The organism is Corynebacterium sp. HMSC073H12 (genome assembly GCF_001837775.1).
Taxonomy (GTDB): domain Bacteria; phylum Actinomycetota; class Actinomycetes; order Mycobacteriales; family Mycobacteriaceae; genus Corynebacterium; species Corynebacterium amycolatum.
This window is the reverse complement of record NZ_KV834033.1, coordinates 287,542-310,471: the sequence shown is the minus strand read 5'-3', so window position 1 is coordinate 310,471 and position 22,930 is coordinate 287,542. Positions and strand designations below refer to the sequence as shown.

At 58.4% G+C, this 22,930-nt stretch carries 20 protein-coding genes; 6 read left to right on the top strand and 14 right to left on the bottom strand.

Annotated features, from left to right (window positions below; genetic code table 11):
- Positions 1–187: 187 nt before the first annotated feature.
- On the bottom strand, positions 188–1,465 hold the full coding sequence (locus HMPREF2708_RS05065; RefSeq protein WP_070833084.1) for an MFS transporter: 1,278 nt from the start codon (positions 1,463–1,465) through the stop codon (positions 188–190).
- A 261-nt stretch (positions 1,466–1,726) separates the two neighbouring features.
- Here HMPREF2708_RS05065 and HMPREF2708_RS05060 point away from each other — a divergent pair, with 261 nt between their 5' ends.
- Positions 1,727–3,316: an NYN domain-containing protein gene (locus HMPREF2708_RS05060; RefSeq protein ID WP_070833081.1), complete on the top strand. Its 1,590-nt coding sequence runs from the start codon at positions 1,727–1,729 to the stop codon at positions 3,314–3,316.
- Between the two features lie 178 nt (positions 3,317–3,494).
- On the opposite strand, the gene HMPREF2708_RS05055 is transcribed toward HMPREF2708_RS05060, so the two are convergent.
- Both HMPREF2708_RS05055 and HMPREF2708_RS11250 read right to left on the bottom strand, forming a co-directional pair.
- Positions 3,495–4,331 carry a PspA/IM30 family protein gene (locus HMPREF2708_RS05055; RefSeq protein ID WP_070833079.1) on the bottom strand — a complete coding sequence of 279 codons (837 nt, stop codon included), beginning with the start codon at positions 4,329–4,331 and terminating at the stop codon, positions 3,495–3,497.
- A 176-nt stretch (positions 4,332–4,507) separates the two neighbouring features.
- Positions 4,508–4,831, bottom strand: coding sequence for a hypothetical protein (locus HMPREF2708_RS11250; protein ID WP_246840343.1), 324 nt, complete (start codon positions 4,829–4,831; stop codon positions 4,508–4,510).
- An 88-nt stretch (positions 4,832–4,919) separates the two neighbouring features.
- Between HMPREF2708_RS11250 and HMPREF2708_RS05050 the strand changes: the two genes are divergently transcribed.
- On the top strand, positions 4,920–5,783 hold the full coding sequence (locus tag HMPREF2708_RS05050) for a serine hydrolase (RefSeq protein WP_246840342.1): 864 nt from the start codon (positions 4,920–4,922) through the stop codon (positions 5,781–5,783).
- 93 nt (positions 5,784–5,876) lie between these two features.
- On the opposite strand, the gene trxA is transcribed toward HMPREF2708_RS05050, so the two are convergent.
- The 10 genes from trxA to HMPREF2708_RS11015 form a co-directional block, all read right to left on the bottom strand.
- Positions 5,877–6,257 carry a thioredoxin gene (trxA, locus tag HMPREF2708_RS05045; RefSeq protein ID WP_070833072.1) on the bottom strand — a complete coding sequence of 127 codons (381 nt, stop codon included), beginning with the start codon at positions 6,255–6,257 and terminating at the stop codon, positions 5,877–5,879.
- A gap of 142 nt (positions 6,258–6,399) precedes the next feature.
- Complete coding sequence (locus HMPREF2708_RS05040) at positions 6,400–7,248, bottom strand: fumarylacetoacetate hydrolase family protein (RefSeq protein ID WP_070833069.1); 849 nt, start codon at positions 7,246–7,248, stop codon at positions 6,400–6,402.
- 89 nt (positions 7,249–7,337) lie between these two features.
- Entirely contained in the window at positions 7,338–8,534 is a 1,197-nt protein-coding gene (locus HMPREF2708_RS05035) for an acyltransferase family protein (protein ID WP_070833066.1), read from the bottom strand.
- Between the two features lie 142 nt (positions 8,535–8,676).
- Positions 8,677–10,269 (bottom strand): replicative DNA helicase, encoded by a 1,593-nt coding sequence (dnaB, locus tag HMPREF2708_RS05030; RefSeq protein WP_070833063.1) that lies wholly within the window; start codon positions 10,267–10,269, stop codon positions 8,677–8,679.
- A 735-nt stretch (positions 10,270–11,004) separates the two neighbouring features.
- Complete coding sequence (gene rplI, locus HMPREF2708_RS05025) at positions 11,005–11,457, bottom strand: 50S ribosomal protein L9 (protein ID WP_005511982.1); 453 nt, start codon at positions 11,455–11,457, stop codon at positions 11,005–11,007.
- 100 nt (positions 11,458–11,557) lie between these two features.
- A complete protein-coding gene (locus tag HMPREF2708_RS05020) occupies positions 11,558–12,124 on the bottom strand; it encodes a single-stranded DNA-binding protein (RefSeq protein WP_005511984.1) in 567 nt (188 codons plus the stop codon).
- 121 nt (positions 12,125–12,245) lie between these two features.
- The gene (gene rpsF, locus HMPREF2708_RS05015) at positions 12,246–12,533 is read right to left on the bottom strand and encodes a 30S ribosomal protein S6 (protein ID WP_005511978.1); all 288 of its coding nucleotides are present in this window, start codon (positions 12,531–12,533) and stop codon (positions 12,246–12,248) included.
- Between the two features lie 311 nt (positions 12,534–12,844).
- The gene (locus HMPREF2708_RS05010; protein ID WP_016421704.1) at positions 12,845–13,036 is read right to left on the bottom strand and encodes a hypothetical protein; all 192 of its coding nucleotides are present in this window, start codon (positions 13,034–13,036) and stop codon (positions 12,845–12,847) included.
- Positions 13,037–15,520 (bottom strand): transglycosylase domain-containing protein, encoded by a 2,484-nt coding sequence (locus tag HMPREF2708_RS05005; RefSeq protein ID WP_070833060.1) that lies wholly within the window; start codon positions 15,518–15,520, stop codon positions 13,037–13,039.
- 11 nt (positions 15,521–15,531) lie between these two features.
- Positions 15,532–15,903, bottom strand: a complete 372-nt coding sequence (locus HMPREF2708_RS11015) for a DUF5318 family protein (RefSeq protein ID WP_246822413.1) — start codon at positions 15,901–15,903, stop codon at positions 15,532–15,534.
- Positions 15,904–16,165: 262 nt separating this feature from the next.
- On the opposite strand from HMPREF2708_RS11015, the gene HMPREF2708_RS05000 reads away from it, so the two are divergent.
- The 4 genes from HMPREF2708_RS05000 to HMPREF2708_RS04985 all read left to right on the top strand — a co-directional run bounded on the left by HMPREF2708_RS05000 (position 16,166) and on the right by HMPREF2708_RS04985 (position 19,807).
- Positions 16,166–17,251, top strand: a complete 1,086-nt coding sequence (locus HMPREF2708_RS05000; protein WP_070833057.1) for an inositol-3-phosphate synthase — start codon at positions 16,166–16,168, stop codon at positions 17,249–17,251.
- A gap of 513 nt (positions 17,252–17,764) precedes the next feature.
- A complete protein-coding gene (locus HMPREF2708_RS04995) occupies positions 17,765–18,256 on the top strand; it encodes a MarR family winged helix-turn-helix transcriptional regulator (protein WP_016421708.1) in 492 nt (163 codons plus the stop codon).
- Positions 18,257–18,414: 158 nt separating this feature from the next.
- Positions 18,415–19,347 (top strand): universal stress protein, encoded by a 933-nt coding sequence (locus HMPREF2708_RS04990; protein WP_070833054.1) that lies wholly within the window; start codon positions 18,415–18,417, stop codon positions 19,345–19,347.
- Between the two features lie 43 nt (positions 19,348–19,390).
- On the top strand, positions 19,391–19,807 hold the full coding sequence (locus tag HMPREF2708_RS04985) for a hypothetical protein (protein WP_070833051.1): 417 nt from the start codon (positions 19,391–19,393) through the stop codon (positions 19,805–19,807).
- 171 nt (positions 19,808–19,978) lie between these two features.
- Here the strand turns inward: HMPREF2708_RS04985 and leuS are convergent, their stop codons facing one another.
- On the bottom strand, positions 19,979–22,897 hold the full coding sequence (gene leuS, locus HMPREF2708_RS04980) for a leucine--tRNA ligase (protein WP_070833047.1): 2,919 nt from the start codon (positions 22,895–22,897) through the stop codon (positions 19,979–19,981).
- Positions 22,898–22,930: the final 33 nt, after the last annotated feature.

Genomic DNA, 22,930 nt, shown 5'->3' with positions numbered 1-22,930 from the left:
CACATCAGCCAACCAGACAACAACCGCCCAGCCGCGCTGACCTCCGAATACATTACACACACGTCCTTATTTAAGCGAATCCGCTGGTAGATCCATGAAAACAATTCACTTTAGTTAACCCTGTACGCCAAATCAGAAACTTCCTACGGCTCGGTCGCTACTCGTCAGCAACTCAGCAACCGACCAATTACTGAGTCAGAGCCGCCTTGTCACCTGCGAGTCGTCGCCAAGCAGTGGCAGACGCGACACCCATCAGCGCACCCGCCCCCAGAAACACGCTGCCTGCACCCATCGCGGTAGCACCCAAGCCAGCAACCGGCGGCAGGATGACCTGCGCCAAGCGGTTACCCATCAGCCGGATGGATAGCGCCTGAGCACGCACCTCGGCATCCACCAGGGAGCTCACCCACGTCATCGACATAGGCATGACAAAGCCCCATGCCAAGCCACAGATACCAACCGCGATAACCATCAGCCACGCGCTCTGTAGCCACGGCATTGCCAACAGCGGCAGGACACCGGCACAAACTGCAATGATAAGGACCCGATTGCGATTAGCTCTGCGCAAAACAGTCGGCATGAGGGCTCGGGAAATAATCGCAAGACCACTACGCGCACCAAGGATCGCCGTCACCTCGGCAACACTAAAGCCCAGTTCACGTCCCAGCACCGGCACATATGCCGTCAACAGGTCAATGGCTACGATGACCGCAATTGAGACAGCCATGGCGCTGGACATGCCGTCGATACGCAGGATGCTTAAGACCGATGCGCCACTGGCTTCGGCCTGCGCCGGCCGCCTCTCCTCCATCCGGCTGCGGTCGCTAACAGTCGACGCCGGAGAATACTCAGTTGAGCTAGCAGCTTGCACTTCGGCGGTTGCATTCGCTTCGTGCCGTCGATAAGCAGTTGCGACCGGCCAGCCGATGACCAGGGCGACCGCACCGATTCCCGTCATCGCCCAGAGTGCGGAAGTGGTGGCGGTCATGGCGCTACCGTCGTGGTTGGGAGTGAGCAGACCTGCACCGACGATGCCGAGGAATTGCCCGACGGAGATTCCAAGCGTGAAGTATGCAAAGAGGCTATCAAGCCCGGCGACGCCGCCACGCAGGTGCGAAACCATGCCTTGAGCGGCGATGAGCGTGGTCATGTGGGCAAAACCCAGGGCCACGTAGCCGAGCAGAAGAATAGGTAGGTTCGGCGAGAGCGCCATTACTGCTGCAGCGATGACGGTGGCGACGAGACCGGAGTACATGACTTCGGTGGCACGATGGCTGTCGACAAGCTTGCCGGCGGGAAGCGCAATAATAAGAGGTACAAGTGAAAATGCGGCAGTGAACCAACCGACGGTGGCGGCGGAACCGCCAAAATCGAGGACTCGCCAAGAAAGCAGCACGCGACCGCCGTTAAAAACCGCTTGCCCCAACACAGTAATGAGAACCAATAGGCCGAACCAGCGTCTCATACCTGTTTGTAACTCCCCTTCTCCTGTGTGGTCGCACTCTTCGCGGGGCGAGTTCTCTGCACGTCAATACCTAAATTGATCGGTGTTTTCTCGTCGACTCGCACTTCTGCCAACCCGCGAAGAGCGGTCAAAGTAATGCGGCTTATTAAGAATAGTCCCTGAAGTTAAACATGTTTAGCGCATAGAATGAATTATTCGGGCATCCTTGTCGATGTAACCGGTTTGCTTATTTAGTTAATAAAGAATCAGGAATTAGGAGCCATGCTTGAACGCACATTGGTGTTCGTCGATACGTCATATTTACTGGCGAGCTTTTACAACTCGTGGGAAACCGGAGCCCGCGGGCAATTAGAAATCGACCTTAGAGAAGTAGTTAGTGTCCTTGACCGAATGATTAACCAGCAGCTGAACCAGCCAGTTCAGCGGCAACTTTGGTACGACGGCATCCCGGAGTCGGGGCCGCATCGTTACCAGCGCTCACTGCGCACGATTGATGGTGTGCAGCTGCGCGCAGGTCAGCTCATTGAATGGGGTGACCGACGGACGCAGAAGGCCGTCGATACGCGACTCGTCGCAGACATGGTTGTCGCCGGCCTGCGCAACCAAGTTTCCGATATCGTGCTGGTCTCGGGCGATGCGGACATGCTGCCCGGTGTCGCTGAGGCTTCGGCCGCCGGTGTGCGCGTGCATCTCTACGGCTTCGGCTGGGACTCCATGTCCGGTGCGCTTCGCCATGCCTGCGATTCGACGACAATCCTCGATCCCCGCGAGGACTTCGCCGACGCCATGCAGCTCAATGTCCTCGAGGGCCCAATCCCACCGGTCGTCCGCACGAATAAGCCGCTGGGCGATGCCGAACCAATCGAAGATCTCGGCGCCACCTGCGTACCGGATACGCGCATCACTCCTCCGGGCGAGGACTCGCTTGACGACGGCACGGAGAACACTCCCTCCGCTACCGACGGTGACGTTGCTTCGCCGGAGGCCGGCACTCCGGAGGTTCCGCAGGACCAGCGCGTTGTGCCATCCCCCACGGCTGACCGCGACTCCGACTGTCGCAGCGAAGACAATGCCGCAGCCACGCCGACGGCCAAGGCCGACTCGCCGAAGTTCAACGAGGTCGAGCACGCGGCTAAGATGGGTGCCCGGGAAATCCCGGCGCAGGCTGAGCACCGCGCTGAGGTAGAGCGCACCGGCGGTTCGGAAGCTACCCAGGTGGATTCCGCTGCTTCGGGCGTTTCGGCTGCCTCGCCAACACAGCAAACACAGCAAACGCAGCCAGCGCAACCAACGCAGCCTTCTCCAGCGGCCATGCCCGGCGCGGCAGTCAACACTGGCAGTGGGGCTGGTAACGACCCTGCGAACAACTCCGGCGCCGAGAATGCAGGCGCGTCTGCCTCCGATTCCGCGTCGTCGACTGCAACCGGCAGTGGGGAGTCGGCGACGGAGCCGTCGGCAAGCGAAGACGGCGCCAACGCGAATACACCGAAACCAAGCCCGCGGCCGAATCCTTCGATGATGGCGCCAAGGAGGAAGCTGCGTAGTCGATACGTGCCCCTGCCGAACGAGGTGTGGGCATCCGCGGGTTTCCAGACGCCGTTCGATGTGGGACAGCAGTACGCGAACTGGTGGTACGAGAATATTGCGAACGAGCAGGCGCGCGATAGTGCCCACTTGCTCTCTGGTGGTGGGCTGCCGCCGGACATTGATCGTCCGCTGCTGCAGTTTGCGTGCGAAACCCTGCACGAATACACGCTGACGGAGACGCAGCGCGTCAATCTGCGCGATGGTTTCCACGCCGGTATCCGCGGGGTGCTGCTCGCGCGGAAGAACGGCGAATTGGAGAAGTAGCGCGCCTCACGGCTTCGGCAGTTTCGGCGGCTTCAGCGCTGCCGGCGCTGCTGGCGGTGCTGGTGCGGCTGACGCGAGAAAGTGTCGGGGTTTATAGCAGTTTACGGTGATTTTTCCCGCTCAAACTGCCATAAACCCCGACACTTTCTTGTTGGCGATTGTTGGCAACTGGTGAAGGCTACTTCGCTTCGTCTGCGTCCGTTGTGGTGTCCTCAACGGCCTCGGCGGACTCGGCGGACTCCAGCTCGCCGGCGTTATCCTTCGCGGCAGAACCGGATTCGAGAGCAGCGCTTTCATTATTCATCTGGGCACGAATTTCGGCCAGGCGCATGTCGGCAGCGGCATCGCGAGTCGAAGTCTCGATCTCAGCCATGCGACCTGCTTGTGAGGATTCCGCGAGCTCCTGAGCGCCCAACGCATTGGCGTAGCGGCCTTCAATCTTCTCACGGACCGAATCCAAAGTCGGCACATTCGGATCCTCGGAAATACCCTGCATGCTCTGGAGAGTCTTCGACGCGGCCTCTTGCATCTTGGCCTGATCCGCCTGCGACTCCAGCTTGCGGATATCCTGCTTAATCTGCTCGTAGCGAGCCTGCGACTGCTGCGCCTGACGCTGTGCCTCCTCAGCAGCAGATACGGCCTGCTGGTGGAGCTGCGTAGTATTTTCCAGCTCCTTTTCAACATTCACCAGCTGGGTGGCAAACACCTCAGCAGTGCTTTCCATCTTCTGTGCAGTGGCCTCATCGCCCTTGGCACGAGCCTGATCCGCATTGGCGAGTGCCTGGCGGGTGTTCTCGGTAATCTTGTCACGCTCGGAGGTCAACCGCCCCAGCTGCATTTCCAGCTGATTGCGGTTGCCGATGATAGCCGCAGCCTGACGCTGAATCTCCTGATGGCGCTGACGCTCGGCCTCAGCTGCCTGTGCAATCTGAACCTTAGGATCCGCATTGTCCTCGATCTTCTTATCGAACGAAGACATCATGTACTTCCAGCCCTTGGCAAATGGATTAGCCATGCAAATCCAACCTTCCTCAACATATGCGGAATAACTAATCGGAACCGAGAAGATTCCATCTCTTAAAAAATTGTACGTGAGCTAGCTCGCTCTCTCTCGGCAAAACGGAAAGAGCTGGTTACCGACAAGCAAGACTTCCCCAGAGTTGTAAACTCTCTAAACATGGTTCATTGCCCTCAACGCGCGTACCGCGGACTTGCCGCGAGTCTCGCCGCGGTAATTACTCTGTCAGCAACTGCACCGCTGGCTAACGCGACAGCCGCCGCAACTGCTGACTCCACCGATGCCGGAGCATTTTCGCAGGTAGTCGTAGCAGCTCCATCCTCAACGGAGCCAACTAAGCCCTCTGACGCAAAAACCAAGAAGACTACCGAAAAACCAACAGGAAAGGCCCCCGAGAAGAGTACAGGGAAAACCGCAGAGAAGTCGGCAGAGAAGTCGACTGAGAAAACCTCTTCAACGACATCGGAAACGTCCTCGAGGGAGCCGTCGGAAAGCACTGCGAAAAGTGAGCCGAAGGCGTTTCCCCCACTTGTGCCAGGGGCGAAGACCCAGTGGGGCCTTGGCGTCCAAACTCGTCTCGACCAAGTGACTGAGAAGCTTGATGCTAAGGGCGGCATGCTCGGCATGGGCATCCTGGATCGCCAGACCGGTGAGTTCATCTGCAACACACACTGTGATGATGTTTTTCGCCTCGCCAGCCTGATGAAGGTATTCGTCGCCGACGTCGTGGCCTACTCCAACTACACGCAGCCGAAGAAGGGCGAAATCGTCGCTGGCCAGGGCGATATGCCGGTTGAGGGCAACCCCGACGCCATGCTGCGCGACGACATGATTCGATACTCCAACAACGAAGCAACTGACGAGCTGTGGGATTCCTACGGCGGTGTACGCATCGTTGACAATGTCCGGCAGCGCTACGGCCTGTCGGATAAGACCGTCGGCTCGCCTATGTGGGGAGCCACCACTAGTACGCCAGCCGACATGGTCGCCTACTTTGACCGCATGCTGAGCGAAGAAGGCGGACTGAGCGACACGGAGACCAAATACATGCGTCAGCTGATGTACTCCCTGCCGCGCTACTCCTACGGCGATGCAGACCAGAACTTCGGTCTGCGTGCAGCGCTACCGAAGGAAACGATTGCCAACAAGTCCGGTTGGTACGAAGAGCAGCACACCACTGCCGGATTCCTTGGCGACGATGACCGTTACGCTATCGCGGTTCTGGGCAAAAACCTGACCGCCAACGACCTCACCGAAGCTGTCAAGCACGTGTTCCCGGGCGGGCAGGTTTTACCAACAGGTGAGAAGGAAACAAAGCATGCCCGCACCAGCGCAGCACTGTCGATTGAGGAGGACTCAAACAAAGTCGCTCCAGCCCTGTGGGCGCTAGTAGCGGCACTCGCTGGCTTTGGTATTGGCTGGCTCATTCGTGGCCAGCGCGCGGACTAGATACAAAAAGCCCCCGCGGGCTTGAGACGCGGGGACTTACGCGGCAGTGCTCCAAGTTGGAAAACGCACAGTATGCGGACTAAACCGCAGAGTCTACTCGGTAGCGCTATCCTGTGCGGCCTGCTCGGCAATCTGCGCACGGACATCATCCATGTTCAGCTCCGAAGCTTGGCCAATCAGGTCGCTCAGAGCGGTCTCAGGCAGCACACCAGAGTGCTGGAACAGCAGGATTCCCTCGCGGAAAACAAACAGCGTCGGAATCGACTGAATGCCCAGGGCGGCCGAAACCTCCTGGTTTGCATCGGTGTCCAGCTTTGCGAACACTACCTCTGAGTGCTTCTCCGAAGCTTTCTCATAAATCGGGGCGAACTGGCGGCACGGACCGCACCAGGATGCCCAGGCATCAACGAGCACAATGTCGTTGTTTTGAATAGTTTCAGCGAAAGTCTCGTTCGTAATATCAACAGTTGCCATGGGTCTAACTCCTCTTACTCTTTAACGTTGTGTTCTAACTTCACGTTCTTTACGTAGGTTTTTACCCGTTAGTCTCCCACAACGCACGCGGGAGTCGATTCATTCCCGCCGGGTTCGCGGGGACGTCGTAAAGCGGCGCGTGCTAGTGGTTGATGCGGACGGTATTGGCCTGTTTACCCAGGCCATCGATGGTGATGATCATTTCCTGACCATCCTGAAGGTAGGTCTGCGGGCTCATGCCGTGGCCAACACCCGCCGGCGTTCCCGTGGAGATGACATCGCCCGGGTTCAGCTGCACGAACTGTGAGATGTAGGCGATTAACTTCGCCGGGGAGAAAACAAGGTCCGCAATCGGGGCATCCTGGCGCAACTCTCCGTCGACGTATGTGCGCACCCGTGCGGAGTCCGCATCGAAAGCATCGGCTGTGAGCATCCACGGCCCGAAAGCACTGGCGCGCTGCAACGTCTTCCCCTGTAGCCACTGCGCGGTGGCGTACTGGAAATCGCGCTGGGTGAAGTCATTCATAATCGCGTACCCAGCGATAGCGTCCTGCGCCTGCTCCTCCGACACCTGCAAGCAGGTCTCGCCGACGATAACCGCGAGTTCGCCTTCGTAATCGAGCTTTTCCGCGCAGGCCTCCGGCACTCGGATGTCATCCTTGGCGCCAGCGACGGCGTCGGCAAACTTCGCGAATAACGTCGGCACCTCTGGGCGCTCGTGCCCCATCTCATCGATGTGCGCGGCATAGTTCAGGCCGACGCAGACAATCTTGCCCGGCCGCGTGATCAGCGGCGCGAACGCCCACGTGCTCTCCGCCATGACGTTGTCAGGGTTGTTCCCCGCCTCCGCTAAGAGTTCTTCCGCTTCACGACGCCACGTTGGCCGCGCTAACACATCTCCGAGACAGTGGTCATCAAAAAGGACCGCTACGCCGTCGCCGAGAACAGCGGCGCGGGTTGCACCCTGGTATCGCAACGTTGCTAGACGCATGGCTTTCTCATTTCTTCATGGCTATTCTCTGTGTCACTTCTGCCGCCTAATCGGCTCTCGGTTCCACGCTACCGCCTTGTTGAGCTGAATTAGGAAGCAGGTTCGCTCTTCAGCTGATGCGGAGCCTCGCCTTCAGGCTGGGAGGGAGGATTCTGGCTGCGCTGAAGAGCACGCTGTCCCGGCGTAGTCATGCGCACTACCCACGCAGGACGGACGAAGAGCCACCCGGCACCGATGGCAAGCAGCAACCTGTGCAGACCGAGACACAGCATTGCCGCGATGATGGCCACCAGTGGAGTCATGATGACCAAGTGTGGGTCCTTCGGCAGGATGAGGTCGCAAATAATCATGACCACAACCAACATTGGAATGTGCATGAGGAAGATAGGCAGCGTTCGACCGCCAATCTTTTCAAAGGGCACAACTAGGCGAGTGTTCTGCAGCATCGCCATGACATTGATTGCAGCCAGTGCGCCAGTGGTGGACAGGTACACGCGGGTGAAGCCGACGTTGCCTTCGTTAAAGCTCGAGTAGGTCGCCTGCACCCAGATTGCCACCGACAGGAACGCCGTCAGCGTCACTAGCAGTGAGAGGCCGCTGCGACGCTGTGCCATCCGGAAGATCCAGGGCGCACCGTACATGCCCAGCACGTAGAAGAACAGCATCTTGCTGACAAAGTCCCACGACCAGCTGGACGAGGCAAAAGGCGCCCATGCACTAATGAGGCCGGAAACGATGAGCTGAATCACCGGATGTACCCAGCGGAATGCTCGTGTGAGAATTGCAAACAGGGCCAGCGCCCACAGGAACCACAGGTAGGAAGTTGGCTCGATGACTGCGTGAAGCGTGTTGTAAATTCTCGGCCCCCACGCGCTCTGGTCCGTAATCGGCGGCGGAGACACGATGCCATCGGCATCCACGTGCGTATATGGCATGAGGAAAAGCACGAAGTCACGCAGTGGAACCCAAATCACGTAGAGATAGACCATCACCCAGATTCGGCGATTGGCCAACTTATGCCACGACTCCTTGAGTGCCTTGCCGGCGAACAGACCAGATAGCAGGAAAAACAGCGGCATACGAATTGGTCCGAGGAAGAAGTTAATCCCCGCCCACTGAGCCGTGTAGTAACCGTGCGCTTGCAGCTCTGTGATGGCATGGCCAAGCACAACTAAGAGAATGCACAGCCCCTTGGCCGCATCTACCCAGCCGACGCGCTGTTTCGGCACGCTCTTCTGCCTTTTAGCTTTGGCCTCCGCTGCCACGGGAGCGGCAGTTTGTGACATAGTGCTTCCCCGCTTCCCGACGACTCCGCGTAACCCTCAAAACCTTCAAAACCATCAACGCACGAAAACTCGCCCCATTGACTGTCACTCACCTTACCTAGCCACCCGGATTGCACTAATTCTGGGTGGCTAGGTAAGGAACCTAGAGAGAACCGCTGGGCTCCTCCGCCAGGTTGGCGAACCTGGAGTAGTGCAGCTGGTGGGCCACAGCAATGCTTCCGGTCGGCCCACCACGGTGCTTTGCGACGATAATATCCGCCTCACCAGCACGTTCATGGTCGGCCTCCTGCGAGTCCGGCCGGTAAATCAGCATGACGATATCGGCATCCTGCTCCAGTGAGCCCGACTCACGCAGATCCGAGACCTGTGGCTTCTTATCTGTGCGAGCTTCCGGACCACGGTTCAGCTGCGAAATTGCAATCAGCGGTACCTCGAGTTCCTTCGCCAACAACTTGAGCTGACGGGAGAACTCCGAGACCTCTTGCTGCCTGGACTCGACTTTTTTACCCGAGCTCATCAGCTGCAGGTAGTCGACCACGATCATCTTCAGATCGTGCTTCTGCTTCAGCTGACGTGCCTTCGCGCGAATCTCCATCATGGTCAGGTTCGGCGAGTCATCAATAAACAGCGGAGCATCGCGGATCTTGTCGCCGACCTCGACCAGCTTGGTCCAGTCCCGCTCATCCAGGTCACCGGAGCGCAAAGATGCCATGTTGATCTTCGCCTCTGCGGACATGATGCGCATCATGATTTCATTGCGCGACATTTCCAACGAGAAAATTGCACTGGTCATGCCGTTGCGAATCGAGGCCGAACGCATGAAGTCCATCGCAAGCGTCGACTTACCCACCCCCGGGCGAGCCGCAATAATCACCATCTGACCTGGGTGAAGACCGTTCGTCAGCTTGTCCAGGTTGGTAATCCCCGTCGGTACACCCTGTGCCAGACCGCCGTTTTGGGTAATAAGATCCAGTTCCTCCAGCGTGTCATCCAGGACATCGGCGATGGGAACGTAGTCATTCTTCGTGTTCTCACGTCCAACGCTGAAGATGAGCTGCTGCGCCTCATCCACCAGCTGTTCCGGCTCCGTATCCTCCGCGCCCGCATAGCCGATCTGGGCGATCTTCGTGCCGGCCTCTACCAGACGACGGATTGTCGCCTTCTCCGCAACAATGCGGGCATAGAACTGCGCATTCGCCGCCGTTGGCACCAGGGAGGCCAAGGTGTGCAGGTACAGCGGACCACCGATGCGCTCCAGGTCTCCAGTTCGATCCAGACGACCTGCCAGCAAAATGGGGTCAATTTCCGAGGACTCACCGTAGAGGTGCAAAATCGCCGAGTAAATCGTCTGGTGCGCCGGTCGGTAGAAATCCTCCGGTGTCAGCTGCTCGTACACATCGGCGACGACCTCTGAGTTCAGCAGCATCGCGCCGAGCACACTCTGCTCCGCCTCGATATTGTGCGGCGGCGTGCGCTCAAAAGTCGCGCCCGCGACCGCACTCGCACGAGCGCCACGACCGCGGTCTCGCTCCCAGTCCCGCGCCCCAGATCCGCTTGCCGACGATCCGATGCCCGAGCTCTGCGAGAAAGAATACTTCTCCGGTGGCGCATCCTCTACCGGCGGTTCCGGGGGCAGCGGAACGTCATCGAAAGAATCATCGTGGGAATTCACCGAATAGGACGACGCCTCGTCCCCTGCTCCGGAATGACCACCATCACCTACAGGCTGACTCATCGTGAGCAGCTCCTCCCCTTCTGGACCACTTAGGTGCCTTTTCAACCCTGTTGCTGACTGACCATCACACTCAATATGTCTGTTCCGACCGCCAGCACTGGACACCTGACTACCTACCGCAGTTATACCTGTTCGAGCGGATTGACGGACCTGTAAAAGTACCCTTGAAGGCCCCAGAAAACAATCTTCTACGGGGTTTATCCCCGACGTTATCCACAGCACCTGTGGATAAGCCTGGGGAGAACATGTGCACAATCAAGAAAAGTCCAGGTGAACGGTCCGTAACCCTAAACCGCCGCTTGAATGTTAATGGGGGTAGTGGAGTTTCAATCCGAAAATATTCTATCTACGCAGGTCAGTACATATCTGCCTTAAACCTGTACGAATGTGATCCTCTGTTACCTCTTTAGCATCGATGCTGCTCATGCGGAGATTATTAACGATGAATTAATAAAAATCTCGCACTCTCCAGAAAAGTTATCCACGGCAGCCAGGCATGTTACCCACAGGTTTATCCACAGCAATCATCGTTAGCTTGTGGACAAGTCGTAGACGCTCTTTCCACCACCTGCGTAAAAGGCTTTAAACCAGCCTTAAACCACGAAAAGCCCCGACCTTTCACTACGAAAGATCAGAGCTTCACGTGTGCTGTTGTCATTGGGCCTCAGAGCCCGCGCAGTCTTTAAACGCGGTGCTCGTCAGCCGCCGTCAAAGTAAAAACTCTAAACCGCGAACTTACGCGGCGACGACCTGTACGGAAACATGCGCGGTAATCTGCGGGTGCAGCGCGATGTCAACGGTGTGCTTACCAAGGGACTTGATCTGGCTCGGAGCAAGCACGACTGCGCGCTTATCGATAGCCTGACCGGAAGCCTTACGAACTGCATCGGCGATGTCACCCTTGGTGACGGAACCGAACAGCTTGCCATTTTCCGAAGCCTTCACAGCAACGGAGACGTTGTCGAGCGAATCAATCTTCTGCTTGACTTCACGTGCATGGTCGAGGTCGCGGATAGCGCGAGCCTCCTGGGCACGACGAATGCCCTCGATCTGCTTTTCTGCGCCGCGGGTGGCAACAATTGCCAGTCCGCGAGGAAGCAGGTAGTTACGTCCGTAGCCGGCCTTGACCTCAACGATGTCGCCTGCGACACCGAGCTTGTCAACGTCGGCGGTGAGGATCAGCTTCATGATCCCTGCCTTTCGCTGGATATGTCTTTAAAAGATTATGAGAATTGTGGATGCTAAATCTGCTGCAAACTAGTCACGTAATGCCGTGGCTCGAAGGAGCTTAGAACGGAGGCTCATCGCCGCCGAAGCCGCCACCGGCCGGTGGAGCTGAGTTCCACGGATCTTCCGCAGGAGCTCCGCCACCAAAACCACGATCGCTCTGTCCACCCTGGTTGCCCTGGTTTCCACCAAAGCCACCGCCGAAGCCACCACCGGCATTTCCACCCTGGCCGCGGTTACCGCCGCCAAAGTTTCCACCGCCGTTGCGTGGAGTGCGCGTGACCTGAGCTCGAGCGAACTTCAGGGACGGACCCACCTCATCGACCTCAACCTCAAAGACGGTACGACGCTCGCCCTCGCGGGTCTCGTAGCTGCGCTGGCGCAGACGACCCTGGACGATGACGCGCATGCCCTTGGAGAGACTTTCGACAGCATTCTCCGCTGCCTCACGCCACAGGCTGCAGGTGAGGAACATGCCCTCGCCGTCAACCCACTGGCCATCTCGGTACACCCGCGGAGTCGACGCGACGCGGAAATTCGCCACGGCGGTGCCGTTCTGGGTGTACTTAAGCTCCGGGTCAGCAACCAAGTTGCCAACCACTGTGATTTGTACGTCTCCCTGAGCCATGCTTCTTCTCCTCGGTTGTATTCTGTCGAGCTGATGATGGGGCTTTCGCCCGCTATCCTACGGCTTTCGCATTACCGGTGTGCCCCATTCGAGCACTCTGGATACGCAAATATGACGCAGATTAACGATCAACCCGCAGCACCTTGGTGCGCAGGATGCTGTCGTTCAGATTCAGACGACGGTCGAGTTCCAACACGGTTGCGGACTCGCAGGTGAGGTCGACGACAACGTAGATGCCGTCTTCCTTCTTCTCGATTGGGTAGGCGAGGTGGCGCTTACCCCAGATGTCCACCTTCTCCACCTTGCCGTTCTCCTTGCGGACAACGTCGAGGTACTTCTCCAGGGACGGGCCTACGGTGCGCTCATCCTGAGACGGATCGATAATAATCATTACTTCGTAGTGACGCACGGACCTCATCACCTCCTATGGTCTAGTTCTTGTATTTCGGCTACACAGCGTGGTGCGCTGGCACTATCTTTCATGCCAACCGCTATGCAGCAGGAGGATCGTTGCGTCAAGCAACCCTGCCAGGGTACCGCAGGCAGAGGTATATGTCCTAATCGCAGGCGCCATCGGCAAGCAGTACTGGCAAGCGGCGTCGGGGCGCCGAATACAAAGAGACGCACACAGAGCTACTGCGTGCGTCTCTTTGAATTGTGAAGTTGTCGCGTGCTTAGTGGGCAGTTAGCGCTCTACCAGCTGACTACCTGGTCTCCGTCCTACATTGATGTCGAGGAAGCATGTGCCAACGCGATAATCACCGGAATGACTGTCGCGAATAGGAAGGCTGCCAGGCACAGGGCCCAAATGATTGCCGGTTTCCACTTCTGCATGAAGCCCCAAAAGGCCGTGCCGAACATCAGGAAGCCGATCGCGACGCAGACGATGGTGAAAATCACCCACGTATCCACTTATTGTCCACCTCCAGGGTTACCGGGGTCTCCGCCGCCTTCATTGCCACTGTCGAGACCACCGCCTCCCGGAAGCGGGATGGGCAGTAGGTCAGCGATTCCGCCGCCACCGCCGCCACCGCCGCCATCGCCACCCGGAACCGGAAGGGGTGCAGGCTGCTCCTCGGAGGACTCAGAGGTCGACTCCTCGGCCGACTCCTCTTCTGTGGTCTCCGGGGCAGAGCCCTGGTCATAGCCAGAGTCAGAGGTCGACGGCGCCTGGTACTGCGGCGCACCTGCGACACCACCGATTGGTTCCGGCTTGGTGAAGTACTCAAAGTCCTCGTTAGACAGTGCGTTATCCATGGTGTACTTCCACAGATCGCCCGGGGTTTGGGCACCGTACATGATGCCACCGTAGGCGTTGTAGAGCGCCGAACCATCGACGTTGCCAACCCACACTGCAGTCGACAGCTGAGGCGTCGAACCAATCATCCACGCATCCTTGTTCTGGCCGGTGTCACCCAACTGCGTAGTACCGGTCTTGGCGGCCGACGGGCGACCACCGCTCAAGGGCTTGTTGCTGTAGCCGGCAACAGGCTCCATGGCCGATATCACATTGGTGGCGACTGCCTTGGAGACTCGACGGTCGCCCTTGTCGACATTGGACTCGTAAACAATCTCGCCCTTGGAGTTTTCGACCTTCTCGACGAAGTGAGTCTGCTGATAGACACCATCATTGGTCAGCGTAGCCAGACCAACGGCCATATCCAGCGGACGTGAGAGGTACTGCCCCAAGGTAATACCATCCTGCGAGTGACCGTTGTCATCCATCAGAGTCTTTTCAATACCCGGGATGGACTCAGCCACACCCAGACGATGAGCCATTTTGGCGGTGTCATCCGGGCCATTCTTCAGGTCGCGCTGCAGGCGAATAAACGGGGTGTTCAGCGACTGCTTCAGGGACTCGTAAATCGGGAGGACACCACCGCCGGCACCACCGGCGTTGTACAGAGTGGCGTTACCGGACTGGACAGGTGCCGAAGAGTACTGCGCGGTCAGCGGAATGCCCTGATCGAGCGCTGCTGCCAGCGCAAAAATCTTGAAAGTAGAGCCGGTCTGCAGACCGCTGTTTGCGTAGTCCCAACCAGCCGGATCGTCGCCACCGTAGTAAGCGCGGACAGCACCGGTCTTCGGCTCCACCGAAACGATGGCGGCACGCAAACCCGTTGACTGGTCGACGTAGTTTTCCATCGCATCCAGGGCAGCCTGCTGTACCGTCGGGTCAATGGTCGTCGTAATGCGTAGACCGCCAGTGTTGACCTCCTGCTCGGAGATACCTTCGCGCTCCAACTCAGCCAGCACCTGATTCTTAATCATGGCAGCCGGGCCGGGCTCCGGAGCCTGCTTCGGCGCCAACGCCGGATCGATGGTCTCCGGGTACTGCATTCCCGCGCGGTCCTGCGGCGAGACGATGTTCATCTCCACCAGGCCATCGAGGACGTAGTTCCAACGCTGCTCCGCCTCTGGACGGTTAGTCCACGGATCCAGTGCGGATGGACGCTGAATCGAGGCTGCCAGCACGGCACCCTCTTCGGCATTCAGCTCACTGACTTCCTTACCGAAGTAGGCCTTCGACGCTGCCGCGATACCGTATGCGTTACGACCAAAGTAAATCGTGTTGAGGTAAGCCTCAAGGATTTCGTCCTTAGTCCACTCCCGCGCCATCTTCGCCGACATGACCAGTTCCTTGGCCTTACGGGTCAGCGTGCGCTCATTGCCCACCACAGCATTCTTGACGTACTGCTGCGTAATGGTCGAGCCGCCACCGGCACTGGAATTACCAGTCACGACTCCCAGAGCCGCACGGCCATAACCAGTCAGGGAGAAACCCGGGTTGGTATAGAAATCACGATCCTCAGCTGCCAGCACTGCATTGCGTACAGCATCCGGCACCTTGTCGATAGTGATGTTGCTTCGGTTACCGCCCTCGGGGACGATGCGCGTGATTTCCTTTTCACCAGTACGGTCATAAATCACCGCAATCTGGCTATTGGCCAACTCCTCTGGCTCCGGCACGTCCGTTGTCGCATAAGCAACACCGAACACAACTACCGGCAACAGCACGACCAGCGCCACGGCTAGACCGAGCCACGCTAAAATTCGCCGCTTATTATCAGTCGGCTGTTCTTCTTGCGCCATCGAGCTTTCCTCTTCATGGTCATCTGGTTCATAGTCATCTGAGACGTACTGCCCCTTCGCCGGGTTCGGCTCGCTTGCCGACGTCATCTCTGAATCGGTAGCCAGACCCTCGTCATTGCCACCGGTCGAAACAGCATCAATGCTGTCGCTGGAATCGTCGTCCAGCGATGCGTCATCGGAGCGTGTGTGCGTATTGAAGGAATCAGCATCCGGCTGATCCCACCACTCGCCTGATGAATTAGAACCCTGGCCCTCGTGAGGGCTGTTAGGACCGCCTGGGCTATCGGGTCGATCATTGCTCACGGGTGCTCTCCCTAGTTTTCTGACTCTTCTCGAGCTGCCTGAAGTGTCCGGGTCAGGAAACTCCACTTGCAGTCGGGGCACACCTCAACTTCTTTGACGGTGCACGAACCATATTCATTAACTATTGCGGATAATTCGTTTTCAGTACAAGCAGAGCCGGAACGACGGCCCAAGTTTTCTCCGAACACCCAGAATACGAGTCGGAGGTCGAATTTGCGACATACTGGGCACTCTTCCTGGGACTTTCTGCCATGAAAACGCGCGGCAGCGACCAGCCGAGCATCGGCATCACAGAGTGATTTCCGTGAAACCTCCCCTGCACGCCACTGCTCCAATAACTGCTTCTTGAGCAAGGAGTGGTCAATCTCGCCCTGCCATGTCATCACGAAGACAGACTAGCAGGCGCGTGCGGGCTGATTTCACCCCCGCTTTATCGGTAAACACATGCCCCCTCGCGGTTCGGGCATCGGCAAAAAACGCATAAAGGTATAACGTCACGCTAGTTACCTCAATGCATGCACCCACTCACGGCCGCTCCGCAGGCGCAAAGCTCTGATGCGGGGTCCTGGTGCGAGCGTCCGATGCGAGTTCCCCCCGGTGCGAGGTCAAAGCCTCCGAGCACATAGTTTCAAGGAGAATTACCAAATGAGTTCAATTCGCGTCGCTATCGTCGGCGTCGGCAACTGCGCCTCCTCCCTGGTGCAGGGTGTCGAGTTCTACCGCGATGCAAAGCCCGACGAGACCATTCCTGGCCTCATGCACGTCGTCTTCGGCGACTACCACGTCTCCGATGTCGAGTTCGTCGCAGCTTTCGATGTTGACGACAAGAAGGTCGGCAAGGACCTCTCCGAGGCCATTGTTTCCTCCGAAAACTGCACCATCAAGATCGCCGATGTTCCGACTCTCGGCGTTGAGGTTCAGCGCGGCCCGACCCTGGACGGCGTTGGCAAGTACTACGCGGACACCATCGACGAATCCCCGGCTGAACCGGTCGACGTAGTTCAGGCGCTGAAGGATGCCAAGGTCGATGTCCTGGTCTCCTACCTGCCGGTCGGGTCCGAGCAGGCCGACAAGTTCTACGCACAGTGTGCCATTGACGCTGGTGTGGCCTTCGTCAACGCCCTGCCGGTCTTCATCGCATCCGACCCGGAGTGGGCCAAGAAGTTCGAAGACGCAGGCGTTCCGATTGTCGGCGACGATATCAAGAGCCAGGTCGGCGCAACCATCACTCACCGCGTCATGGCCAAGCTATTTGAGGACCGTGGTGTTCGCCTCGAGCGCACCCTGCAGCTCAACGTCGGCGGCAACATGGACTTCAAGAACATGCTCGAACGTGAGCGCCTTGAATCCAAGAAGATTTCCAAGACCCAGGCTGTGACCTCTAACCTCACCGGTCCGCTGGCCGGCAAGATTGATGATCGCAACGTCCACATCGGCCCGTCCGACTGGGTGGACTGGCTGGATGACCGCAAGTGGGCCTACGTCCGCCTCGAGGGCAAGGCCTTCGGCGAGGTGCCGCTGAACCTTGAGTACAAGCTCGAGGTCTGGGACTCCCCGAACTCCGCTGGCATTATCATCGATGCTGTTCGCGCAGCCAAGATCGCCAAGGATCGCGGCATCGGCGGCCCGGTCTACGCCGCGTCTTCCTACCTGATGAAGTCCCCGCCGAAGCAGCTTGCCGACGATGCTGCGCGAGCACAGCTCGAAGCATTCATCAAGGGCGAAGACTAAAAAGTCACAAGCCGTCAAAAGTACAAGCGAGCAGCTTCGCGCGCATGTTCCTTGAGAAGCGCCAGCCGGTTACCCATGCAGTAGCCGCTGGCGCTTTTGCGCTTCTCTATCCCCTATCCGACCCACGTCCTCCCACGCCCTACTCGCCACTGTGCCCATGTTGTCCCCGCCATGGATGCGTGCGCTGCAGTCGTCGTAAAGCTGACAGATTCCATCCACGAGGATTGATCTGCGAGACGTATCACCAGCCGAAAGTGTTCGCGAGAGTAGCCGCATGGATACCTCCAAGCCAACGTTCTAAGTACAGAAGAAGTGACACTTTAGGGGGTTTCTGCCAGCACCGAAAAATCCTTATACGCAAATAGGTTTAATGATTTGTACTGGGATTTTAGATGATTGGTGGAAAATTCCAGATGATTTTATTGTCGAAATCACCAGTTGTAGAAAAATAAATAGCACCCCAAATAAATTTCGTATTGGCAACTAGCACTGTTCGCATATAACATCGTCGCTATGACATTATCTTCGGGCTCGATTGGCAATCCAGATGCCGTTACTCCTCTGTCACTCGCTAAGCGCATTCGCCCTCTCCTGACTCGCGCCGAGCTGCTCTACAGCCGCCGCTCCTCGGAGTCCCAGCTCAGCCGCGCGCAGCTGTCCATCATGATGACCCTGGAGGCACTGGGCGCCTGCCGTATCAGCCAGTTGGCTGAGGCCGAGGCCATCCGCATGCCCACCGCCTCCAACGCCGTGCACCACTTGGAGGTCGCCGGCATGGTGGAGCGCGTCCGCGACAGCAAAGACCGCCGTGGCGTCCGCGTTGAACTGACCGACCGTGGCCGTGAAGAGCTGCACCGCGTTTCTGAAGAGCGCAATCAGCAGATGGCTGAGATGTTCAGCACGCTGACCCAGGAAGAGCTGGAGTTTGGCGCTGGTCTTGAGACGATTCTGTCCAAGATCCTCGAAAACTACCCGGAGCACCCAAAGACAAACCCAAGCGTCTAGTCTCTTTTCCAGCTAGCCCTGCCGCCTTTAAGCCCACAGGCAGGATACATAGCTTTTACACTTCCTCGGTGCCGTTTTAAATATGCCCGCCTATCCACGTAGGCTATTACCCAGAAGCACCACTTGGATAATTCTGAGTAATCACAGGAGGATTAGCGATGGCTTCCCGCCCGCTTCGTATCATGATTGCGTGGCGTCCAGGCGAGTACGGCACCGAAACGCTTGCTTACGCCGCTTGGTTAGCTCGCACCACGAAGGTGCAGATTCGCGTCGTCAGCGCACTGTCGCGCGGCTGGCCGCTGACCTCACTGGCTCGGTTGAGCACTAATGACTCCTGGGTTTCCCACGAAACCGAGTCTCTTGAAAAAATCATCAAGGATGAGCTAAAGCTCGCTGGCCTGCGCAAGGGCATGCTTGACGACGATGCCGTACGGATCATCGAATCCTCCAGCGAATCCACAACTATCTGCAACGAAGCCGAAGAATTCGAAGCCGATGTGGTTCTGCTTGGCACCCGTCGAAGCAATACCAAGGATTGGGCCGCCAAGAACCGCAGTCGCTTTACTGCGGGGTCGACTTCGGATGCGCTGCTGCATTACTCACCAATCTCGCTGGGATTGGCTATCCCCGGCGCGAAACTTTCTAAGCACGGTGTGACCCGCGTCAGCATTTGCTACATTGACACCCCACAGTCGCACCATGCATTGAATAAGGCTGCTGACCTGGCATACCGCTGGGAAGTTCCCCTGCGTCTGGTCTCGTTTACACCTCGTGGCGCGACCATGTACCCAACGGAGAACGGCTACGGCCCCTCCTCTGACCTGATGATTGAGTGGCGCGAGCAGGCTATGGGGCTACTCGACCGCGGTATCGACCGCGCGCATACCCGTTACCCAGACCTTTCCATTGATGCGGAAGTGGCCTCCGGCAACGGTTGGGAAGAGGCCATTCAGTCCATCAAGTGGAAGAAGGGGGACTTGCTCGTTTTGGGTTCGTCTACTCTTGGCCCATTCGGACGAATCTTCATCGGATCGTCAACTAACCACATCGTTCGCCACAGCCCGGTGCCAATGCTGATTACTCCGGCCTAGTATGGCAGGCACATCAGAAGGCATTTAGAGGCGAGGGGAGCAGATGGTGGATAACACACCGGGGCGCAGTAAACCGGAGCGCACTGAGGATGACATCTTCGACGAGCTTGAGCGCAAGATGTACTCCGGCAAGCGTGCCTACATCTACACCGCGGGTGTGATTCTTACGACGCTGCTCGCGGGCCTCATTATTGGCATCGCTGGCGCGATTGTCGGTGGCCCCACCTGTGATGCGGGTAAGTCCAGCTTCCTCTGCTCCCGCACGTGGGAGATTCTTTTTCCCGTTGTTCCAGGCGTAATCTCCCTGGTCGGATGCCTTTTGGGCTTCTGGCAGACCTACGTGGAGTGGAAGAACTTCCGCAACTGGCGCGCGTGGCTCGCTATGTGCTGGGTGCTCATGCCCTTCACTTTGATGTGGATGCTCTCCACATTCGGCGTCCTGATTCTGGGCGTTAACTAGGCGCGAAATAGGCCGGGCAAGAGGCGGCCAACCTCGGTGCCGCCCCTTGAGGATTTTGCGAGAACGCCTCAAGCGAGAAAGTGTCTGGGGTTATGGCAAATTTGAGCCAATTTTAGGCCTTAAACTGTCATAACCCCAGACACTTTCTTGTGTCCGCACTAGCCTCCTTGGCTATTTCTTCACAACCAGGTTGACCATCTTGCCCGGAACGACAATGACCTTCACGATATTGCCACCGGCGTTCTCCACAGCTGCGACCACCTTTTCGTCGGCACGAGCGACGGCCTCAATGTCCTCGCGGGAGGCATCGGTTGCCACGTCAATGCGCGCGCGAACCTTGCCGTTAATCTGAACCGGCATCTCGACAGTGTCGTCGACCAGCCACTTCTCGTCAACTGCCGGCCACGGACCGTGTGCCAGGGACTCGGCGTGACCGAGGCGGCTCCACATTTCCTCTGCAATGTGCGGTGCCACAGGGCCAAGCATGAGCGCCAGCGGCTCCACGGCAGCGCGCGGTGCACCGGTGGAGCTGTAGTTCTTGGTCAGGTAGTTGACGTACTCGATGAGCTTTGCGACGGCCGTGTTGTCACGCAGCTCTGCGTAGTCAGAGGTAACCCCTTCCACGGTGCGGTTGAGCGCCTTGAGGTCGTCGTCGGAAAGCGCTGCGTCCGTGACGGCGAGCTCACCGGAGTCCTCATTGACCACCAGGCGCCAAGCGCGCTGGAGGAAGCGCTGCGAGCCGACCAGGTCCTTCGTCGCCCACGGGCGGGAGGTGTCCAGCGGCCCCATGGCCATCTCGTAAACACGCAGGGTGTCAGCGCCGTAGTTGTCGCAGACCTCATCAGGGGAAACGGCGTTCTTCAGGGACTTGCCCATCTTGCCGTACTCCTGGAAAACCTCCAGGTCGGAGCCGTCTTCGGCGCCGCCTGGGATGAGGAACTTACCATCGCGCTCAACTACCTGATCCGCCGGCTGGTAGACACCACGGGCATCGGTGTAGGCGTAGGCCTGGATGTAGCCCTGGTTGAACAGACGACGGTACGGCTCCTTGGAGGTCACGTAGCCGAGGTCGAAAAGGACCTTGTGCCAGAAGCGGGAATAGAGCAGGTGCAGCACTGCGTGCTCGACGCCACCGACGTAGAGGTCGACGCCGCCTGGGTCGTCCTTGCCGTGCGTCTCCGGGCGGGGGCCGGTCCAGTAACGCTCGTTTTCCAGGTCGACGAACTCCTCAGCGTTGTTCGGGTCGATGTAGCGCAGCTGGTACCAGGAAGAACCTGCCCAGTTCGGCATGACGTTGGTGTCACGGCGGTACTTCTTCTTGCCGTCGCCGAGATCGAGCTCGACGTTGACCCAGTCAGTGGCCTTATCCAGTGGGGCCTTAGGCTCGGTGTCGGCATCGTCCGGGTCGAATGTGACCGGCTTGTAGTCCTCGACCTCCGGCAGCTCGACCGGAAGCATGGACTCGGGCAGTGCGTGGGCGTGACCATCCTCGTCGTAGACAATGGGGAAGGGCTCGCCCCAGTAGCGCTGGCGGGCGAACAGCCAGTCGCGCAACTTGTACTGGATCTTCTCGTGGCCAGCACCTTCCTTCTCCAACCACTCAATGACGGTGGCGATGGCGGTGTCCTTGTCCAGGCCATTGATGTCCAGGCCGGAGTCATTGGCGGAGTTCACGCACGTACCGTTACCGACGTACGCCTCCTTTGCAATGTCACCACCTGCAACAACCTCGCGGATTGGCAGACCGAAGGCAGTGGCGAACTCGTAGTCGCGCTCATCGTGAGCTGGGACAGCCATGATGGCACCGGTGCCGTAGCCAATCAGGACATAGTCGGAGATGAACACCGGCACCTGCTCGCCGCTGACCGGGTTGGTGGCGTAAGCGCCCAGGAAGACGCCGGTCTTCTCCTTGTTCTCCTGACGCTCCAAGTCGGACTTGGAAGCAATTGCGGCGCGGTAAGCGGCGACGGCCTCGGCTGGGGTTTCCTCGCCGAAGGTCCAGCGCTCATCCACGCCCTCGTAGGAACCACTGCCGGCTTCAACCAGCTGATCCACCAGCTCGTGCTCAGGAGCGAGCACCATGTAGGAAGCACCGAAGAGGGTGTCCGGACGAGTGGTGAAGACCCTGATCTTGGTGGAGACCTTCGGGCCGACCTCAGCTGCGAAGTCAACCTCGGCACCGCGAGAGCGACCAATCCAATTGCGCTGCATAGACTTGACCTTGTCCGGCCAGTCCAGCAGCTCCAGATCATCGACCAGGCGGTCGGCGTAAGCGGTGATGCGCATCATCCACTGGCCCAGCCGCTTGCGGAACACCGGGAAGTTACCACGCTCCGAACGGCCTTCGGCGGTCACTTCCTCATTGGACAGCACAGTGCCGAGACCCGGGCACCAGTTGACCATCGAATTCGACTGGTAGACCAAGCGGAACTCATCCACAGCTTCGCGCTGCTCGGTCTCGCTGAGCTCAGCGTAGACACGACCGTCCTTGGTAGCCATCTCGCCGGACTCCAACAGCGGAATCAGCTCATCGATGCGACGGGCCTTCTTCTGGTCCTCATCGAACCAGGCATTGTAAATCTGCAGGAAGATCCACTGCGTCCACTTGTAGTAGTCCTGGTCAGTGGTCGCGAACACACGGCGGCGGTCATGGCCCAGGCCAAGGCGGCCGAGCTGGCGTTCCATGTTGCCGATATTCGTTTCCGTCGTCACGCGCGGGTGCGTACCGGTCTGGATTGCGAACTGCTCCGCCGGCAGACCGAAGGCGTCGTAGCCCAGGGTGTGCAGCACGTTTGCACCCTGCATGCGGTGGAAGCGCGCGAAGACGTCGGTGGCGATGTAACCCAGTGGGTGGCCTACGTGCAGACCGACACCTGACGGGTACGGGAACATGTCCTGAACAAAAAGCTTGTCCTTCGGCGGAGTCGAGCCGTCGGCAGCTGCCAAATCGCCCACCGGGTTCGGGGCGTAGAAGGTGCCGTTATCTTTCCAATACGCCTGCCACTTTCCCTCTAGCTGAGTCGCCAGCTCGGGGGAGTAGCGGTAGTCGGTGGCTTCTGCCGAGGACGAGGACTTTTCGCTGTTGGTCATGGTCTCACAGTCTAATAGGTGCGTTTGGCACGT

Coding starts and splice junctions, on each gene's coding strand:
- HMPREF2708_RS05065 (WP_070833084.1), bottom strand. CDS start 1,465: ATGAGACGCTGGTTCGGCCTATTGGTTCTCATTACTGTGTTGGGGCAA.
- trxA (WP_070833072.1), bottom strand. CDS start 6,257: ATGGCAACTGTTGATATTACGAACGAGACTTTCGCTGAAACTATTCAA.
- leuS (WP_070833047.1), bottom strand. CDS start 22,897: ATGACCAACAGCGAAAAGTCCTCGTCCTCGGCAGAAGCCACCGACTAC.
- HMPREF2708_RS04995 (WP_016421708.1), top strand. CDS start 17,765: ATGACATTATCTTCGGGCTCGATTGGCAATCCAGATGCCGTTACTCCT.
- HMPREF2708_RS05000 (WP_070833057.1), top strand. CDS start 16,166: ATGAGTTCAATTCGCGTCGCTATCGTCGGCGTCGGCAACTGCGCCTCC.
- HMPREF2708_RS05040 (WP_070833069.1), bottom strand. CDS start 7,248: ATGCGTCTAGCAACGTTGCGATACCAGGGTGCAACCCGCGCCGCTGTT.
- HMPREF2708_RS04990 (WP_070833054.1), top strand. CDS start 18,415: ATGGCTTCCCGCCCGCTTCGTATCATGATTGCGTGGCGTCCAGGCGAG.
- dnaB (WP_070833063.1), bottom strand. CDS start 10,269: ATGAGTCAGCCTGTAGGTGATGGTGGTCATTCCGGAGCAGGGGACGAG.
- HMPREF2708_RS05060 (WP_070833081.1), top strand. CDS start 1,727: ATGCTTGAACGCACATTGGTGTTCGTCGATACGTCATATTTACTGGCG.
- HMPREF2708_RS05020 (WP_005511984.1), bottom strand. CDS start 12,124: ATGGCTCAGGGAGACGTACAAATCACAGTGGTTGGCAACTTGGTTGCT.
- HMPREF2708_RS11015 (WP_246822413.1), bottom strand. CDS start 15,903: ATGACATGGCAGGGCGAGATTGACCACTCCTTGCTCAAGAAGCAGTTA.
- rplI (WP_005511982.1), bottom strand. CDS start 11,457: ATGAAGCTGATCCTCACCGCCGACGTTGACAAGCTCGGTGTCGCAGGC.
- HMPREF2708_RS05055 (WP_070833079.1), bottom strand. CDS start 4,331: ATGGCTAATCCATTTGCCAAGGGCTGGAAGTACATGATGTCTTCGTTC.
- HMPREF2708_RS05035 (WP_070833066.1), bottom strand. CDS start 8,534: ATGTCACAAACTGCCGCTCCCGTGGCAGCGGAGGCCAAAGCTAAAAGG.
- HMPREF2708_RS04985 (WP_070833051.1), top strand. CDS start 19,391: ATGGTGGATAACACACCGGGGCGCAGTAAACCGGAGCGCACTGAGGAT.